General features: G+C 63.3%; 19 protein-coding genes and 1 tRNA gene. 12 read left to right on the top strand and 8 right to left on the bottom strand.

The window, feature by feature from the left end:
* Positions 1-13 precede the first annotated feature (13 nt).
* Together NMG46_RS11220 and NMG46_RS11215 are read right to left on the bottom strand one after the other, a co-directional pair.
* Positions 14-577 (bottom strand): DUF192 domain-containing protein, encoded by a 564-nt coding sequence (locus tag NMG46_RS11220; RefSeq protein WP_254817706.1) that lies wholly within the window; start codon positions 575-577, stop codon positions 14-16.
* 19 nt (positions 578-596) lie between these two features.
* Positions 597-1,172, bottom strand: a complete 576-nt coding sequence (locus NMG46_RS11215; protein ID WP_352752645.1) for a cold-shock protein — start codon at positions 1,170-1,172, stop codon at positions 597-599.
* A gap of 236 nt (positions 1,173-1,408) precedes the next feature.
* On the opposite strand from NMG46_RS11215, the gene gloA reads away from it, so the two are divergent.
* The gene (gloA, locus tag NMG46_RS11210) at positions 1,409-1,849 is read left to right on the top strand and encodes a lactoylglutathione lyase (protein ID WP_254817704.1); all 441 of its coding nucleotides are present in this window, start codon (positions 1,409-1,411) and stop codon (positions 1,847-1,849) included.
* A gap of 78 nt (positions 1,850-1,927) precedes the next feature.
* Positions 1,928-2,221 carry a DUF2218 domain-containing protein gene (locus NMG46_RS11205; RefSeq protein WP_254817703.1) on the top strand — a complete coding sequence of 98 codons (294 nt, stop codon included), beginning with the start codon at positions 1,928-1,930 and terminating at the stop codon, positions 2,219-2,221.
* A gap of 8 nt (positions 2,222-2,229) precedes the next feature.
* On the opposite strand, the gene NMG46_RS11200 is transcribed toward NMG46_RS11205, so the two are convergent.
* Positions 2,230-2,802, bottom strand: a complete 573-nt coding sequence (locus NMG46_RS11200; protein WP_254817702.1) for a DUF1697 domain-containing protein — start codon at positions 2,800-2,802, stop codon at positions 2,230-2,232.
* Positions 2,799-4,055 carry a threonine ammonia-lyase IlvA gene (gene ilvA / locus NMG46_RS11195; protein WP_254817701.1) on the bottom strand — a complete coding sequence of 419 codons (1,257 nt, stop codon included), beginning with the start codon at positions 4,053-4,055 and terminating at the stop codon, positions 2,799-2,801. Before ilvA ends, NMG46_RS11200 begins: the two co-directional genes overlap by 4 nt.
* Positions 4,056-4,182: 127 nt before the next feature.
* On the opposite strand from ilvA, the gene NMG46_RS11190 reads away from it, so the two are divergent.
* From NMG46_RS11190 to NMG46_RS11180, 3 genes are all read left to right on the top strand, one after another.
* Entirely contained in the window at positions 4,183-5,586 is a 1,404-nt protein-coding gene (locus NMG46_RS11190) for an aminopeptidase P family N-terminal domain-containing protein (RefSeq protein WP_254817700.1), read from the top strand.
* Positions 5,587-5,689: 103 nt separating this feature from the next.
* Complete coding sequence (locus tag NMG46_RS11185; protein ID WP_254817699.1) at positions 5,690-6,763, top strand: alpha/beta hydrolase; 1,074 nt, start codon at positions 5,690-5,692, stop codon at positions 6,761-6,763.
* A gap of 134 nt (positions 6,764-6,897) precedes the next feature.
* Positions 6,898-8,061 (top strand): alpha/beta hydrolase, encoded by a 1,164-nt coding sequence (locus NMG46_RS11180; RefSeq protein WP_254817698.1) that lies wholly within the window; start codon positions 6,898-6,900, stop codon positions 8,059-8,061.
* Between the two features lie 19 nt (positions 8,062-8,080).
* On the opposite strand, the gene ade is transcribed toward NMG46_RS11180, so the two are convergent.
* Together ade and NMG46_RS11170 are read right to left on the bottom strand one after the other, a co-directional pair.
* Positions 8,081-9,892 carry an adenine deaminase gene (gene ade / locus NMG46_RS11175; protein ID WP_254817697.1) on the bottom strand — a complete coding sequence of 604 codons (1,812 nt, stop codon included), beginning with the start codon at positions 9,890-9,892 and terminating at the stop codon, positions 8,081-8,083.
* 497 nt (positions 9,893-10,389) lie between these two features.
* Positions 10,390-10,842, bottom strand: a complete 453-nt coding sequence (locus NMG46_RS11170) for a cupin domain-containing protein (RefSeq protein WP_254817696.1) — start codon at positions 10,840-10,842, stop codon at positions 10,390-10,392.
* Positions 10,843-11,096: 254 nt separating this feature from the next.
* Between NMG46_RS11170 and NMG46_RS11165 the strand changes: the two genes are divergently transcribed.
* Positions 11,097-11,182 (top strand) — tRNA-Leu (locus NMG46_RS11165).
* An 86-nt stretch (positions 11,183-11,268) separates the two neighbouring features.
* Here the strand turns inward: NMG46_RS11165 and NMG46_RS11160 are convergent.
* On the bottom strand, positions 11,269-11,604 hold the full coding sequence (locus NMG46_RS11160; RefSeq protein ID WP_254817695.1) for a hypothetical protein: 336 nt from the start codon (positions 11,602-11,604) through the stop codon (positions 11,269-11,271).
* Between the two features lie 55 nt (positions 11,605-11,659).
* Entirely contained in the window at positions 11,660-12,238 is a 579-nt protein-coding gene (locus NMG46_RS11155; RefSeq protein ID WP_254817694.1) for an NUDIX domain-containing protein, read from the bottom strand.
* A 152-nt stretch (positions 12,239-12,390) separates the two neighbouring features.
* Between NMG46_RS11155 and NMG46_RS11150 the strand changes: the two genes are divergently transcribed.
* From NMG46_RS11150 to NMG46_RS11125, 6 genes are all read left to right on the top strand, one after another.
* Entirely contained in the window at positions 12,391-13,494 is a 1,104-nt protein-coding gene (locus tag NMG46_RS11150) for an NADH:flavin oxidoreductase/NADH oxidase (protein ID WP_254817693.1), read from the top strand.
* A gap of 107 nt (positions 13,495-13,601) precedes the next feature.
* Positions 13,602-13,919 (top strand): SH3 domain-containing protein, encoded by a 318-nt coding sequence (locus NMG46_RS11145; protein ID WP_254817692.1) that lies wholly within the window; start codon positions 13,602-13,604, stop codon positions 13,917-13,919.
* Between the two features lie 62 nt (positions 13,920-13,981).
* Positions 13,982-14,275 (top strand): DUF982 domain-containing protein, encoded by a 294-nt coding sequence (locus tag NMG46_RS11140; protein ID WP_352467305.1) that lies wholly within the window; start codon positions 13,982-13,984, stop codon positions 14,273-14,275.
* 28 nt (positions 14,276-14,303) lie between these two features.
* On the top strand, positions 14,304-14,543 hold the full coding sequence (locus tag NMG46_RS11135; protein ID WP_254817690.1) for a DUF2188 domain-containing protein: 240 nt from the start codon (positions 14,304-14,306) through the stop codon (positions 14,541-14,543).
* Positions 14,544-14,709: 166 nt separating this feature from the next.
* A complete protein-coding gene (locus NMG46_RS11130; protein WP_254817689.1) occupies positions 14,710-15,795 on the top strand; it encodes an ABC transporter ATP-binding protein in 1,086 nt (361 codons plus the stop codon).
* A gap of 33 nt (positions 15,796-15,828) precedes the next feature.
* Complete coding sequence (locus tag NMG46_RS11125) at positions 15,829-17,154, top strand: ABC transporter substrate-binding protein (protein WP_254817688.1); 1,326 nt, start codon at positions 15,829-15,831, stop codon at positions 17,152-17,154.
* The last annotated feature ends 15 nt before the right edge of the window (positions 17,155-17,169 follow it).

The following is a 17,169-nucleotide window of genomic DNA, read 5'->3' as shown; positions in this document are numbered from 1 at the left end:
CCTGCCCGTTCGTTCAGTCGGAATCGACACTCGGCGCGTCGCCCTTGTCGGGCGGCAGCATGGCCGGCCCCGGCGCCGTGCCGATGGCCGGATGGCGCAGCAGGTCGCCGTCCTTAATGCCCTTTTTGGCGGCTGTGCCTGCCTTGAGCTCGAGCACGAAGCGCACCGGCTCGTCCGGCGAGATGATCGCCTCAGACTGCGGCTCGCCCTGCTTGATCGCCCGGATCCGGCCGTCCTGGCCGACGAAGATCAGGTCGAGCGGCATCGGCGTGTTCTTCATCCAGAAGCTCACATCCTGCGGCGCACCGAACACGAACAGCATGCCGTGATTGTCGGCCATGTGCCGGCGGAACATCAGGCCGGCCTCGCGCTCGGCGGGCGTGTCGGCAATTTCGACGGAGAAAGAACGCTCGCCGGCCTTCGTCACCGCGACCAGCGGCGCCGGGTCGACGGGAAGGATCATCGCCTTGCCGTCGGCCGAACTCGGTTGCTGAAAATAGAAGAAGGCGCTTGCGGCGACGATGAGGAAAATCCCGGCGCAGAGCGCGCCCGCCGTCAGCCGGTTCCTGTGAGCCATATGAAATCCTCGACCGGAACTAATGCGAGACCGGCAAGGTACCCATATCGGGGTGAATTTCGGCAGCCATAAGGCCTTTGTCGCCGCGCCCGAAGCGGACCAGCACCACCTGGCCCGGGCGGAGTTCGGTGATGCCGTAGCGGCGCAGCGTCTCCATGTGGACGAAAATATCCTCGGTGCCCTCGCCCCGGGTCAGAAAGCCGAACCCTTTGGTGCGGTTGAACCATTTCACCAGCGCCCGTTCGAGGCCGCTTTCCGGCGTCACCGCGACATGGGTGCGCTGCTCCTGCATCTCTGCCGGATGGATCGCCGTGGTGACATCCATCGAGAGCACGCGGAAGGCCTGCAGCCCACGCTCGCCCTGCTTGACCAGGCAGACGACGCGGGCGCCTTCAAGCGCGGTCTGAAAACCGTCCTTTCGAAGGCATGTCACGTGGAGGAGGATGTCGCCCGAAGTACCATCATCGGGAAGGATGAAACCGTAGCCCTTGGCCACGTCGAACCATTTGATGGCGCCGGCGATTTCGACGAGATCGGCCGTATCGGCGCTCTCATCCCGCTTCAACGCATCGTTACCGGCCCCGTCCCGCCCCATGAAAGAGGCCTTTTCCCCCATAAGAACGCCCCCTTTTTTCAAGAAACACTGCAACTGATTCTTGGTATCAGATTAACACCGCGGCTTCCGGTGTGTGCAAGACCTGACGTGCCTTTTTTCACGGTTCCGTACAGGAATAGCGGATTTGCCGTTTGCCGGCGCCGGCAAGCGTGGCCGATTGCCCTTTGGCCGGGCCGCCCTTATGTTGCGCCGCAACGCAACATAAGGAGGAAATCATGCGCTATCTGCACACCATGGTCCGCATCGCCGACATCGATGCTTCGCTCGATTTCTACTGCAACAAGCTTGGCCTCAAGGAAGTGCGCCGCCATGAAAACGAGCAGGGCCGCTACACGCTGATCTTCCTCGCCGCGACCGAAGACGAGCAGAGCGGCATCTCCGAAAAGGCGCCGCTGATCGAGCTGACCTACAATTGGGACCCGGAAGACTACAAGGGCGGCCGCAATTTCGGCCATCTTGCCTATGAGGTCGACGACATCTACGCCACCTGCCAGCGGCTGATGGACAATGGCGTTACCATCAACCGGCCGCCGCGCGACGGCAACATGGCGTTCGTCAAATCGCCGGACGGCATCTCGATCGAGCTGTTGCAGAAAGGTCCGGCCAAGCCGAAGGCCGAGCCGTGGGCGTCGATGCCGAACACCGGCAGCTGGTAACCGATCACGCTATCTTGAGCGGACGCAGGCGGGCCCCGGTTCGGTTTTCGCGTCCGCCTTCCCAAGGAGAATTCATTCATGCCGGCCAGCCATGTCGACGTCGCCACCGAACATGCCAGCCGCTATCTGCAGCAGCTGTGCAAACATTGGGCGCACAAGTTTCCCGTCGAATTCGACCCGAACCACGGCACCATCGATCTGACGCTCGGCCGCACGGTTCTCGATGCGGACCCGGCTGCGCTGCACATTGCGGTGACGACCGATGAAGCTGGCTCGCTCGAGCGCCTGGAAACGGTCGTCGCCGAGCACATCAAGCGCTTCGCCTTCCGTGAAGAGCTGGCATTCGACTGGAAACGCGCTCCGGCCGCGTAGACGACCTGTTAACCGCGGGCCTTGGCCATCTCGAGCAGCATCAGCACGGTGCGCCAGTTGCGCGCCGTGCAGTGCACCTTCAGAACGCGCGGGATGAGATTGGCAAAGACCGATTTGCCGAGGCCGTCGGGCGCATGCAGGTAGAGCACGTCGCCCTTGATCTCGAAGCGTTCGGGCCCGGTGCATTTTTCCGCCAGACGGGCCACCTCCTCGGCGGTCGGCCGGCGCTCCAGCGCATAAGCATGCAGCTTGGTCGGCTCGCCGGCCACTTCCGGATAGGGATTGTCCGCCGCCAGCCGCTCGAGCCAGCCGAGATCGCGCACCATGATGCGCGAATGGAAGCCCCATTTCTTCTCGAATTCCGCTTCCAGCCGCCTGGTCAGCATCGCCGCATCGCCGTCTGACGACCGGAACACGGCGTTGCCGCTCTGCACATAGGTGGCGACATCGGAGAAGCCGAGCTGCTCAAAAAATGACCTGAGTTCCGCCATCTTGACGATGCGATTGCCGCCGACATTGATGCCGGAAAACAGCGCGATAAAAACGTTCGCCGGAGCGTTCGGAAGATCGTTGCTTCTCATATGATGAACCCGGCAAGTGTCTCGTTGTCGGTGATGTCCTGGTAGTGGACGCTCTCGGCGTCGAAATTCGCCTTGAGCAGGTCGAAATTGCGGCGGTCCTTGGTTTCGATGCCGATCAGCACCGAGCCGAAATTGCGCGCCGATTTCTTCAGATATTCGAAGCGGGCGATGTCATCGTCGGGGCCTAGCAATTCGAGGAAATCGCGCAACGCGCCGGGCCGCTGCGGAAAGCGGATGATGAAGTATTTCTTCAAGCCCTCGAAGCGCAGCGCCCGTTCCTTCACATCCGGCAGCCGCTCGAAATCGAAATTGCCGCCCGACACCACGGCGACGATGGTCTTGCCCCTGATTTCCTTTTTGGAAAAATCCTTGAGCGCATCGATCGCCAGCGCACCGGCCGGCTCGAGCACGACGCCTTCGACATTGAGCATTTCGATCATGGTCGCGCAGAGCCGGTTTTCCGGGATCAGCCGCACTGCATCGGCAGCAAACTCCTTGAGGTGGCGCAACGGCTCGCGGCCGATCTCGGCCACGGCCGCGCCGTCGACGAAATTGTCGACCTTGGCGAGCTTGACCCGCTTTCCGGCGGCAAGGCTCTCGCTCAGGCTCGGGGCGCCGGCCGGCTCGCAAAAGACGAAACGTGTTTCACGCAGCTGGTCGGCGAAATAATGGGTGACGCCGGCGGCCAGGCCGCCGCCGCCGACCGGCAGCATGACGATATCAGCCATGCGCGCGCCGGGCATCTGGCCTGATATCTCGTAGGCGACCGTCGCCTGCCCTTCGATGATGTCCTTGTGGTCGAAAGGCGGCACCATGTGCGCGCCGGCAGTTTCGGTGAATTCGAGTGCCGCGCGGTAGCAGTCGTCGAAAAAATCGCCGACCAGCCTGATCTCGACGAACTCGCCGCCGAACAGCCGCGTCTTGTCGATCTTCTGCTGCGGCGTGGTCACCGGCATGAAGACGACGCCATTTTTGCCGAAATGGCGGCAGACGAAGGCAAAGCCCTGCGCGTGATTGCCGGCCGAGGCGCAGACGAACAGCTCGGCAGCATTGCCGGCGGCAAGCGTCTTGCGGAAGAAGTTGAAGGCGCCGCGGATCTTGTAGGAGCGCACCGGCGTCAGGTCCTCGCGCTTCAGCAGCACCCGCGCGCCGCTCTTCTTCGACAGATAGTCGTTTTCCTGCAGCGGCGTTTCCGGAAAGATCTCGCGGATCGCGGCAGCGGCGGCAGCGACGCGAGAGGAGAAACTGGTCATGGCAAGAGCACCCCACAGGCTAGCCGAATTCGGCCACGCTATTGCATATCCGGCTTCACGAAGCCATTGTCCGGCCACCCTGAAAGGGTGTTCCCAAAACCTCGTTGGCCGTTAGGAGCGTCTATTCATGCCTGTCGCATCGGTGGCCCAGAAAACCGTGTCGCTGCCGGAGTTCGGCGAGCCGACGGTGATGCCGCTGGTCCCGCGCGCCACCTATGAGGCCCGCATCGCGGCACTGGTTGCACGCGGCGGCGAAGCGGGGTTCGACGCGTTCGTCGTCTATGGCGACCGCGAACATGCCGCCAATGTCGCCTATCTCTGCGGCTACGATCCGCGCTTCGAGGAGACGCTGCTGGTCATCGTTCCCGGCAAGCCGCCAAAACTGCTGGTCGGCAATGAGGGCTGGGGCTATGCCGAGATCTGCGACGGGCCGTACGAGCGCGTGCTCTACCAGACCTTTTCGCTGCCGGCGCAGCTGCGCGACCGCTCGCAGGCGCTTCCCAACATTCTTGCCGATTGCGGCCTGAAAGCCGGCCAGCGCATCGGCGCCATCGGCTGGAAACCGTTCGGCGCCGGCGATACCGGTTTGGGCGAAACGACGCTCGACCTGCCGTCCTTCATCGCCGACACGCTACGCACGCTTGCCGGCGACAGGGGCGTGATCGTCAACGCCGCGAACCTTTTGATGAACCCTGCCGACGGCCTGCGCGCCATCAACGAGGCCGACCAGCTGGCCGCATTCGAATTCGCCGCGACCTATTCCTCGCAAGGCCTGCGCAATGTCCTACAGGTCATCGAACCCGGCATGACCGAATTGCAGGCGGCGCGGCTGATGGGCATCAACGGGCTGCCGCAATGCTGTCACCCGATGCTGTCGGCCGGCAGGCGCGCAGCCTATGGCTTGCCGAGCCCCCGTCTCGACGTCATCAAACGCGGCGACCCGATCACCATGGCCTATGGCATCCAGGGCTCGCTCAACGCCCGCGCCGGTTTTCTGGTCGAGGACGCGGCCGAGCTTCCGAGGGGCATCCAGGACTATGTCGAGAAACTGGTCGCGCCCTATTTCTGCGCCGTCGTCGACTGGTACGAGACGGTCGGCATCGGCGTTCCCAGCGGCGCGCTGTGGCAAGCGGTGCACGACCGGATCGGCGATCCGTTCTTCGGCGTGTCGCTCAATCCCGGCCATCTCATCCATATCGACGAATGGATGCATTCGCCGGTATTTTCCGGCTCCGACATCAGATTGAGGTCGGGCATGGCCTTGCAGGTCGACATCATCCCGGCGACCGGCACCGATTATTTCACCACCAACATCGAGGACGGCATCGCGTTGGCAGACGACGCGCTGCGCGAAGAGATCGCCGCGCGCTATCCCGAAGCCTGGCGCCGCATCGAGGCGCGCCGCGCCTTCATGACCGACGTGCTTGGCATAAGACTGAAGCCGGAAGTGCTGCCGTTTTCCAACATCCCGGCGTTCCTGCCGCCGTTCTGGCTTTCGCGCAACAGTGCGATGGCCGTCGCGAGGCACTGAGCGCATTTCGGCATCCGCGACTTACTTCTGCCGCACTTCGCCTGTCCGGGAGGGGCGGCGGAGGTGGATGGGCCTTTGGTCAGGCCGGAGTGGAATTGCTTAAGTGCCCTTGAAGACGATTTGCATCATTGTCCTTGCCGCGCTGCTCGCCGGCTGCGGCGGCCGCCAAACCGAGGAACTGCTCGGCAGCGCCATGATGGCGGTGCCGGTGACGGAAATCGCCGGCAACCACTCGATCTTCATCGCAACCACCCGCAAGCGCTCCGACGATCCCAACAAGGTCTTCGACGGCGAGCGGTCGGCGACGCTGAATTATGCCCGCGTCAACGTAACCGTCCCCGGCATCCACAAGACAGGCCAGATCGAGCGGCGCTCGCGCGGCAAGTCGGACGATCCGGCCAAATACTTCATGGCTTCCGAGGTCGTCGGCTACGACACCCAGCCGAAATTCTCCAGCGCGCTCAGCGCCGACATCGCGGCGCGCGGCGGCCGCGTCATGGTCTTCGTCCACGGCTACAACACCGGCTTCGACGACGCCGTCTACCGCGTCACCCAGATCACTCATGATTCCGGCTATCCGGGCACGCCGGTGCTGTTTTCCTGGGCGTCGGGCGCCAAGACCACCGACTATGTCTACGACAAGGAAAGCGCCAGCGTTGCCCGCGATCAGCTCGAAGTGACGCTGAGAATGCTGGCGCAGACCGGCGCGCGGCGCATCGACATCGTTGCCCATTCGCTGGGGACCTGGGTCACCATGGAGGCGCTGCGCCAGCTCGCCATCACCGGCGACCGCGATCTCGGCGGCAAGCTCGGCGACGTTGTGCTGGCCTCGCCCGACATCGACGTCGACGTGTTCAAGAGCCAGATGCGCCGCTACGGCAAACCGGACAAGCCGTTCATCCTGCTGCTCTCCGACGACGACCGGGCGCTCAGGCTGTCCGGCCTGATCGCCGGCGCGCGGCCGCGCGTCGGCGACTACAAGGACGCCGCCGACCTCGCCAGCTACGGCGTGTCGGTCGTCGACCTCTCCAGCGTCAAGGGTGCCGACCGTTTCAACCACACCAAATTCGCCGACAACCCGGAATTGGTGCAGTTGATCGGCCAGAAGCTGCGCGAGGATGACGGGTTTGCCAGCGACCGCGAGGTGACCGACCGGATCGCCTCGGTCGGACAATAGCCGCATTGCGCGCGGCAGTCGTTGTTGACCATTGCCGCACTATCGGAACAGTGTGAACTGGACCGTGCCGGCCTCTGCCTCTATCGAATAGGCCAAGACGTCTCCGGCTCGACGTCGCCTTTGCGGGAGCCCGCGTGATCGTGCCTTCGAAGATCTTTCTCGTCGTTGCGTTCGCGCTCGCGCTGGCAGGCTGCGCCGGTCAGAACACGCACGATCTGCTCAACAAGACGACGATCATCGTGCCTGCTTCGGACATTGCGGCGACGCACAACATCTTCGTCGCCACAACCCGGCAAAAGGCAACGAAAGAGCCCCGGCAGGTGTTCGACGGCGACCGTTCGCCGAGCACCAGCTTTGCCAGCGTCGAGGTGACGGTGCCGAAGGTGCACCAGGTCGGCGCCATCGAACGGGTCAAGGGCTCGGCCAACAGCAATCCGGCGAAGGATTTCACGGCGACCGACGTCACCTTCTACGAAGGCGGGCCGCAGTTCGCCAAGGCGGTCGGCGCCGACATCGCGATGCGCGGCGACCGGGCGCTGGTTTTCGTGCACGGCTTCAACAACGGGTTCGACGACGGCATCTACCGGCTGACGCAGATCGCGCACGACACGAAATATCCTGGCACGCCGGTGCTGTTTTCGTGGGCGTCGAGCGGCAAGACGACCGGCTACATCTACGACAAGGAAAGCGCCAATGCGGCGCGCGACGATCTCGAAGCGACGCTGCGCATGCTCGCCAAGAGCCGCGCCAAGAGCATCGACATCATTGCCCATTCGATGGGGACCTGGGTGACGATGGAAGCGTTGCGCCAGCTTGCCATCACCGGCGACCGCGACCTCGGCGGCAAGCTCGGCTACGTCATCCTGGCTTCGCCCGACATCGACGTCGACGTGTTCAAGAAGCAGATGATCCGCTACGGCAAGCCCGACAAGCCGTTCGCCGTGCTGCTTTCGGGCGACGACCGGGCGCTCAGGCTGTCGACCCTGATCTCCGGCGACAAGCCACGCGTCGGTGACTATGGCGATGCGGCCGACCTCGCCAGCTATGGCGTCTCGGTGGTCGACCTGACCAAGACCAAGGGCGGCGACCGGCTGAACCACGCCAAATTCGCCGACAACCCGTTCCTGGTGCAGCTGCTCGGCGACCGCCTGCGCGCCCCGGCCGGCCTCGCCTCCGAAGAGACCGCGCCGGCCCAGCTCGACAATCTCGGCCAGGGCCTCGGCAAGGCCGTCGGCTCGGTCGCCGAAATCGTCATCACCACGCCGTTCAAAGTGCTGACCATCGCCACCGGCGGCTGAAGAAGCGCCCCGGCGGCGTTCAAACGAACAAATCAACCTTCTGGAAGGTCGTCACGTCGATCAGGCCGACGTCGGAAATCCTGAGCTCGGGGATCACGACCAGCGCCAGCAGCGAGTGCTGCATGTAGGCGTTGTTCAGCGAGCAGCCCATCTGGCGCATGGCGTCGCTGAGTTTGTCCGCCTTGGCGGCGACGATTTCCGCCCGCTCGTCCGACATCAGCCCGGCGATCGGCATTTCGACCAGCGCCAGTTCCTTGCCCTTGGAGAACAGCACGACGCCGCCGCCGACCTCGCCCAGCCGGTTCACCGCCAATGCCATGTCCTGCTTGTTGGTGCCAACGACGATGATGTGGTGGGCATCATGCGCCACGCTGGAGGCCATGGCGCAGTCGCCGATATAGCCGAAGCCGGAGACGAAGGCGTTGGTGACGCCGCCGGTGCCCTTGTGGCGTTCGACCAGCGCGATCTGGCAGACATCGTTGCGGCGATCCATGGCGACCAGCCCGTCCTCGACGGCAAGATCGGCCTCCAGCGCCCGCGTCGGCGCCTGGTTCTCGAGGACGCCGATGACCCGCACCCGCACTTCGTTGGCGCCTATCGGTGCCGCGATGTCGAAATCGCCTGCCTCGAGCTTCTTGCCGAGCCTGACGGTGTTCTTCGCCGTCCGCGGATAATTGTAGGCCGGAATGTCGATTTCGAGCTTGCCGCCCTTGGCCAGCCTGACGCCGCGGCCATAGACCTCGTCGATGGTCATTTCGGCGAGGTCGGAGACGATCAGCAGATCGGCGAGCCGTCCCGGCGCGATCGAGCCGATCTCGCGCTCCAGCTTGAAATGCTGGGCGGTGTTGAGCGTCGCCATCTGGATCGCCGTCACCGGCTTCAAGCCCTGGCTGATGGCGTGGCGCACGACCCGGTCCATATGGCCTTCGTGCACCAGCGTGCCGGAGTGGCTGTCGTCGGTGCACAGGATGAAGTTGCGCGGGTCGAGCCCGCTCTCCGTCACCGCCTTGATCTGCGAGGCCACGTCATACCAGGCCGAGCCCAGCCGCAGCATCGCCTTCATGCCCTGGCGGACGCGGGCGATGGCATCCTCGGCGCGCGTGCCTTCGTGGTCGTCCTCGGGGCCGCCGGCGACATAGCCGTGGAACGGCAGGCCGAGATCGCGCGAGGCATAATGCCCGCCGACAGTCTTGCCGGCCCTCACCGTCGCCGCGATCTCGCCCGACATCACCGGATCATTGGCGGCGACGCCCGGAAAATTCATCACCTCGCCGAGCCCGACGATGTTCTCCCAGGTCATCGCCTCGGCAACATCGGCGACGGTCAGCTCGGCGCCGGCATGCTCCAGCCCCGGTGCCGACGGCACGCAGGACGGCATCTGCACATGCACGTTGACCGGCATGGCGACCGCCTCGTCATGCATCAGCCGCACGCCCGGCAGGCCGAGCACGTTGGCGATCTCATGCGGATCGATGAACATCGATGTGGTGCCGTGCGGGATCACCGCGCGGCAGAATTCCGTCACCGTCACCATGCCGCTCTCGACATGCATATGCGCGTCGCAAAGCCCCGGCACCAGATAGCGGCCGCCGGCATCGACCACCTTGGTGCCCTGGCCGATGGCATGGCCGGCATTCGGCCCGCAATAGGCAAAGCGGCCGCCGGCGATGGCGATGTCGGTGCCGGCGATGATCTCGCCGGAATGAACGTTGACCCAGCGCCCGTTGCGGATGACGAGATCGGCGGGCTTGCGGCCCATGGCGACATCGACCAGTTGCGTCGCCATCTCGGCCCAGGGTTTTGGTTTTGTCGCATTGTCGGTCTTCGGCATCAACAGGCTCCTCTTTGCCCGACTGTGCCAAGCCGCGAGGGTTTTGACCAGCGAGGAAGCAAGCGCGGACGGCGAAGTTGCAGATCTCCCCCCTTGAGGGGGAGATGTCGCCGAAGGCGACAGAGGGGGTCGCCGATCCACGCGCGACGACCCCCTCTGGCCTACCGGCCATCTCCCCCTCAAGGAGGGAGATCGATGCGCCACGGCTTTCGCCAATCGCCAAGGGCATTTTGTGCCGGCCGCAGCAACTTTGTTCTTGCTTTGTGCCGGCAGCTATGCTACTAATTTGGCTATGGTGCTAATTGGCGCCAACGACCCGCCCGCCGAGGCGGGTTTTTTGTTTTAGCGCCATTCATGGCAAAATGGCCCAAGCGGAATATGACTCCGGCCAATCAGCTTTCGCCCGTTAGCGGATCTCACCGAATCGACGGTCGCGGAGTTTGACGCACTCCATCGTTCTAGCCTTCGGTCGGTTCAATCAATTCGATCCCGAACTGTCACTTCTTGCTCGGGTCGTCTGCCGGGTTGACGTAGGTGATCTTGAATGGCCCCTCGCCATGAACCTCTACGATCGTATCGCTTGTCGTCCAGGCGAAGTGATTCATTCCGGCCGGTGCGACGCCGAAGCCGCCAGCAGTCAGTTCGACGCCTTTCGCCTCGTCGAGCTTGTCGCCCATTCCAAAATGGAAGTTGCCGGAAAGCACCGTCATGTATTCCGTGGTGGGATGATTATGTGCGGCAATTTTGTAGCCTGCGGGTGCCTTCAACCGCAGCACAAAGGCGCCGTCCTTTGAGGGATCTCCAGCGACAACAGCCATTTCCGCCCCAGCCGGAATGACAGCAGGAGCAGGACCCCATTTGATGTCTTTGGCGTTCATCGGCATCTCGTCAGCAGACAGAGGCGCCGTCCCAACAAGCAGCAGTGCCAGGGCAGAGGCAAGCTTGAGCATGACAATCTCCCAGTGTCTGTAGACGACGGCGTCGAGTATCGGCGCGCCGATCCACTTGCCGATTGGAGTCTATCAGGCCAGAGCGCCCGAACGCATCCTGCGAACGGGGGACACGCATTCGCGGTAGCCTCGGGTGAAACGATTTTGTTTGTATCTCCGTGGGTGATTGGCCCTCGCTAGCTTCCAGTGCCAGATTTGTCGACGGCAGAAGACGGCTTGACGGCCTTTGGCTGGCGGCTGAAAAGGGCTGGCCTGCGGACGTGGCGGAATTGGTAGACGCAAGGGACTTAAAATCCCTCGATCTCTGATCGTACGGGTTCGATTCCCGTCGTCCGCACCAGATTTGGATTTGAAAGGACAGATCGAGAGCGGGTCATTTCGCGGGACTGCAATTGCCGACCGCTCGCTTATTGAGCTTGCCAGCCTTCAGGTCTGACAGTTGCGGAATGGACGCATCAAATCCAGCGTATTTTTCGTAGACGTTCCTGTCCAACGAGATTTGCCGTCCGGCGGCGGTAAAAGCGACCATCCTGTACTACCGACATAAGCTTGCGCTGCTCGCATTCTGCAGAAGTATTTTTTCTCGCCGTTGGAAACGAACCAGCCCAGTGAACCTGACGCGCCTCGCGACAGCTTGCCGGTCTTGTATCCTTTGCCCTGCAGGTTGGAATAGGATTCAGCGTGTGAGGGGGCAATCGATGCCAAGAGAAAGACAGCCGTCGAAGTCGCGCACAACCACTTCGGCAAGTTTTTGATAGTCATGGATCTGTTCCCCTCAGCTGCATCTCAGCCCGTTGCGGCAAGGAATTAAAGCCCCTCACCTCCCGATCGGGTTCAGCTTCAGGTGCTGGATCAAAATAATCGTCTTGGCGTCGATGATCCGACCGTCGTGGATGCCGGCAAGCGCCTCGTCGAGCGGCATTTCGAGAACCTCGATGTCTTCGCCTTCGTCGTGGGCGCCGCCGCCGTCGGAAATGCGGTCGGCGGGCGAATAGCGGGCGACGAAGAACCAGAGCCGCTCGGTCACGCTGCCGGGGCTCATATAGGGCGAAAACAGCCGCTGCACGTCCTTCAGACGGTAGCCGAGTTCCTCCTCGGCCTCCTTGCGGATGCAGGTTTCGGGATCGTCTTCGTCGAGCAGGCCGGCACAGGCCTCGATCAGCGGCTCCTTGTGGCCGGTGACGTAGGCCGGGTAGCGGAACTGCCGCACCAGAAGCACCGTCGACCGCTCGGGATCGAAAGGCAGGATCACCGCGCCGTCGCCGCGATCGTAGGTTTGGCGGGTATGCGTTTCCCATTTGCCGTCGCGCCGGCGATAGTCGAAGACGGTCTTTTTCAAAACCGCCCATTCGTCGGAAAGGACTTCCTCAGAGCGGATGCGAATGCGATCTTCCATGCTGGACTCCCTGCTGCCGCGGCAAGGCGTAGCCGCGAACGGCCGTTCGTGCAATCGGTCCACCAATTGGTCCAGGGGCCGTTTCACCGTCTCGTGTCTGGCGCTGGCACAATCGGCTGCCTAAATAGCGGCAACCCTTTCCGGAGTTTTTTATGACCTCATCGCTTTTCCAGCCGATCACCCTCGACGGCCTCACCTTCCCCAACCGCATCGCGGTCGCGCCGATGTGCCAGTATTCGGCCGAGGACGGCTCGGCCAGCGATTGGCATCTCTATCACTGGATGAACCTGGCGATGTCGGGCGCCGGCATGGTCACCGTCGAGATGACCGATGTCGAGCGGCGCGGCCGCATCTCGCATGGCTGTCTCGGCCTCTATTCCGAGGACAACGAGGCGGCGGCGCGACGCACGCTGGATGCAGCCAAGCGTGTCGCCGCACCGGGCACGAAATTCGGTACGCAGCTTGCCCATGCCGGACGCAAGGCCTCCAACCGCAAACCCTGGGAGGGCGGCGGCCCGCTGCACGCCGATCAGGACCCGTGGCCGATCGTATCAGCCTCGGCCATCGCCTTCGACACCGGCTGGCAGGTGCCGCGGGCGCTGGAGGACGACGAGATCCTGCAAATCATCGAACGCTTCGCCGAAGCGGCGCGGCGGGCGGAGCGCGCCGGCTTCGACTTCATCGAGCTGCATGCCGCGCACGGCTATCTGATCTTCCAGTTCCTGTCGCCGCTTTCCAACCGGCGCACCGACCGCTGGGGCGGCTCGTTGGAAAACCGCATGCGTTTCGCCGTCGAGATCGCCAAGGCGGTAAAGAAGGCGGTGCCCAGGCTGATGCTGGGCGCGCGTCTGTCGATCAAGGAATGGGTCGATGGCGGCTTCGACGTCGAGGATGCGATCGAAGTGGCAAAAGCGCTGAAGGAAGCCGGCGTCGCCTATCTCTGCTGCTCGAGTGGCGGCAATTCGCCGTTGCAGAAGCTCCCCTCCGGGCCGGGCTACCAGGTGCATCTGGCCGAAGCGGTGCGCAAGGCCGTCGGCATCCCGACGCGGGCCGTCGGCCTGATCGACGATCCGAAACAGGCCGAGGCGATCGTCGCCGACGGCCGCGCCGACATGGTGGCGCTGGCGCGCGCCTTTCTTGCCGATCCGCGCTGGGGCTGGCGCGCCGCGGCCACCTTCGGCGAGAAAATCCACCCGGCGCCGCAGCTTGCCCGCTCGGTGACGACGATGCAGCACTGGATGAAGGCGGCGAACTGACGGCGGGTTCGTCTCGCTGGACGGCCAGCACAGCTTCGCATTGATCCTCCGCCGGTATAGAGTGGCCGGGGCCGCGGCTGGGCGCGGCGGGTTGGGGGAGCAGAGACATGTCGTTCAGGGGGATTTCCATTGCGGCTGCCGCCGCGGCTGTGGCCGGGCTGTCGTTCGCCGCATCGACGCCGGCCGGGGCGCAATATTGCGAAGGTACGGTTCACGGTCTTTCCAGGCACTACAATCTGGCAACGGGAAGCGGCTTTCTCGCCGTTCGGGCCCGACCGAACTCGTCGTCACGCATGATCGGGCAATTGTTCAATGGGGACCAAACCGAGATCTTCGACCGCCGCGGAAACTGGTACCAGGTCGATTTCGGCGGCCGCACCGGCTGGGTGAATGCGCGCTGGCTGCGCAATGACTGCGGCTATTGAGCTATTTTCGCCTAAGCTAAAATAGCAGTTGCAACCAAATCGGCCGCTCCGCGTTGGCGGCGATGATGGACAGCAAGCCATTTGAAAAGCCGGTCGTGGTCGAACTCGGCCATGTCGGCAAGTATCGCCACATCCGCAGCGCCCAGGAGGCGGCGGAGTGCCTGATGACGGTCTGGCCACTCAATCGCGGGCCCCGTCATCGTGATGCCCTCGACACTTGCCTAAAAGTGCTGGAAGGTTATCGTTCGACGGCGGATGCGCGCCGGGCACTGATCGAAGCCGCCAGGGAATCGGACGTGCTGGTCGCAGACGACAGGCTGCCAGACGACAGGCTGGCCGACGACAGGCTGCATTGAGGCAACGGGCTTTCAACCGGAGGGTTTCATGGCGAAACTGACCTACAAGATCGTCGAGCATGACGGAGGCTGGGCCTACAAGGTCGGCTCGACATTCTCCGAAACGTTCCCCACCCATCAGGATGCCTTGCGCGCCGCCGAGATCGCTTCGGCCGAACAGCAGGTCGCCGGCAACACCGACGGCATCCAGTACGAGGACGCCGACGGCAACTGGCACGACGAGCTCGCCGACGGCCGCGACCGGCCGCAGACCGAGGTTTCGGATTAGGGTGTGTCGATATCCCGGTGATGCCGGCGTGCTTTACAGGTCGGTTTGGTAGCGCTACCGTCTCACATCGCGCGCGTGACCGGGGAGGAGCCTGGGCGTCGCCGCGGGCCGGGCAGGAAAGCGGTTTCCTTCGAAGTCGTTGCAGGAATCAGTCGGGAGGAGATCGATGGCGTCTGTCGCAATCGGCGATGTCTACAAATCATTTGGGACCGTCGAGGTCCTGCACGGGGTCAGCGTCGATATAAACGACGGCGAGTTCGTCACGCTGGTCGGTCCTTCGGGTTGCGGAAAGTCGACCCTTCTCAGAATGATCGCCGGCCTGGAAAAGATCTCGCGCGGCCAGATCGCGATCGGCAAACGTGTCGTCAACAACGTTGCGCCAAAGGAGCGCGACGTCGCCATGGTCTTCCAGAACTATGCGCTCTACCCGCATATGACGGTTGCCGAGAACATGGCGTTCTCGCTGATGCTCAAGGGCGTTCCCAAGACGGAGAGCGATGCCGGCGTCCGGCGTGCGGCCGAGATCCTGGGGCTGGTGCCGCTGCTCGACCGTTATCCCCGCCAGCTTTCCGGCGGCCAGCGCCAACGCGTCGCCATGGGCCGGGCGATCGTGCGTGACCCGCAGGTTTTCCTGTTCGACGAGCCGCTGTCCAATCTCGATGCCAAGCTCCGGGTGCAGATGCGCGCCGAGATCAAGGAACTGCACCAGCGCCTGAAGACGACGACGGTCTACGTCACCCACGACCAGATCGAAGCGATGACCATGGCCGACAAGATCGTCGTCATGCATGACGGCATCGTCGAACAGATCGGGCCACCACTCGAGCTCTATGACCGGCCGAACAACCTCTTTGTCGCCAGCTTCATCGGGTCGCCCGCCATGAACATGCTCAGGGGCGAGATCGTAAGCGACGGCTCGCCGTCGTTTCGCGGCGCCGGAGGGATTTCGGTCCCGTTGGCCTCAGCACTTTCCATCGGCAATGGTGAGCCGGTCGTGCTGGGGATACGGCCCGAGCATTTACGGCTGTCCGACAATCAGGGCATTCCGGTCACCGTCGCGGTGGTCGAGCCGACAGGGTCCGAAGTGCAGCTCATCGGCCGAACCGCCGGCGGCGAGGAGATCGTCGCCAATTTCCGGGAACGGCATTCCTTCACGCCGGGCGAAACCATCAGGCTTACGGCCGAGCCTGGCCTCATCCATCTCTTTCACGGCAAAACCGGACAGCGGTTCGAAACACCCATCGGGCAGTAGGACGGCAAGGACAATAAGCAGGAGGAAGCGAACATGAAATTCACCAGACGTGACGTGATCCGCACCACCGCCGGCGCGGCGGCGGGAGCCTTGGGAAGCCGGTTCATCGGCTCTCCCGCGTTTGCTCAGGAGGGGTTGAAATACAAGCCCGAGGACGGCGCCAAGCTCAGGCTGCTGCGCTGGTCGCCTTTCGTGCAGGGCGACGAGGATCAATGGCTGGCCAATACCAAGCGCTTCACCGAAGCGACCGGCGTCGAGGTCCGCGTCGACAAGGAAAGCTGGGAGGACATTCGCCCCAAGGCGGCGGTCGCCGCCAATGTCGGCTCCGGCCCGGACCTGATGTTCGTCTGGTTCGACGACCCGCACCAATATCCCGACAAGCTGCACGATGTGACGGAACTAGGCGAATATCTCGGCTCGAAATATGGCGGCTGGCACGATGGACCGCACCAATATGCGACACGGCAAGGCAAGTTCCTCGGCCTGCCGCTGGCGACCATCGGCAATGCCATCGTCTATCGCGAAAGCTGGGTGAAGGAGGCCGGCTTCTCAGAATTTCCAAAGGACACGGCAGGCCTGCTCGAGCTCTGCAAGGCATTGCAGGCGAAGGGGCACCCGGCCGGCTTCACGCACGGCCACGGCGTCGGCGACGGCAACAACTACGCCCACTGGCTGCTGTGGAGCCATGGCGGCCAGATGGTCGACGAGAACAGCAAGGTGACGATCAACAGCCCCGAGACGCTGAAGGCGATCGAATACGCGCAGCAACTCTACAAGACCTTCATTCCGGGCACCGAAAGCTGGCTCGACGTCAACAACAACCGCGCCTTCCTGGCCGGCGAATTGAGTGTCATCGCCAACGGCATTTCGGCATACAACACGGCCAAGATCAACAAGGACAAGGATCCGAAGCTGGCTGAAATAGCCAAGGACATCCGCACCACCAACCTGCCGATCGGCCCGGTCGGAAAATCCGTCGAGCTGTTCCAGGTGACCACGGCCGTGATCTTCGACTACACGCCCTACCCCAACGCGGCCAAGGCCTACCTGCAGTTCATGTTCGAGGATCCGCAAATGTCGCAGTGGATCACGTCGTCGGCAGGCTATTGCTGCCAGACGCTCAAAGCCTTTGACAACAACCCGGTTTGGACGGCCGATCCGAACAATGCCGCTTACGCCAAGGCCTCGGCGACGCTGCGGCCCAACGGCTATGCCGGCCCGCTCGGTTATGCCTCGGCGGCGACCATGGCCGACTATGTGCTGGTCGACATGTTCGCCAAGGCGGTGACCGGCCAGGCGACGCCGCAAGAGGCGATGGAGGAGGCCGAAAAGCGCGCCAACCGCTACTATCGCGTTTGAGCCGGCTCGGCCGGG

Source organism: Mesorhizobium sp. LMG 17147, assembly GCF_024297145.1.
Classification (GTDB): Bacteria; Pseudomonadota; Alphaproteobacteria; order Rhizobiales; family Rhizobiaceae; genus Mesorhizobium.
The sequence above is the reverse complement of the archived record's forward strand: the minus strand, read 5'-3'. Positions and strand labels throughout refer to the sequence as shown.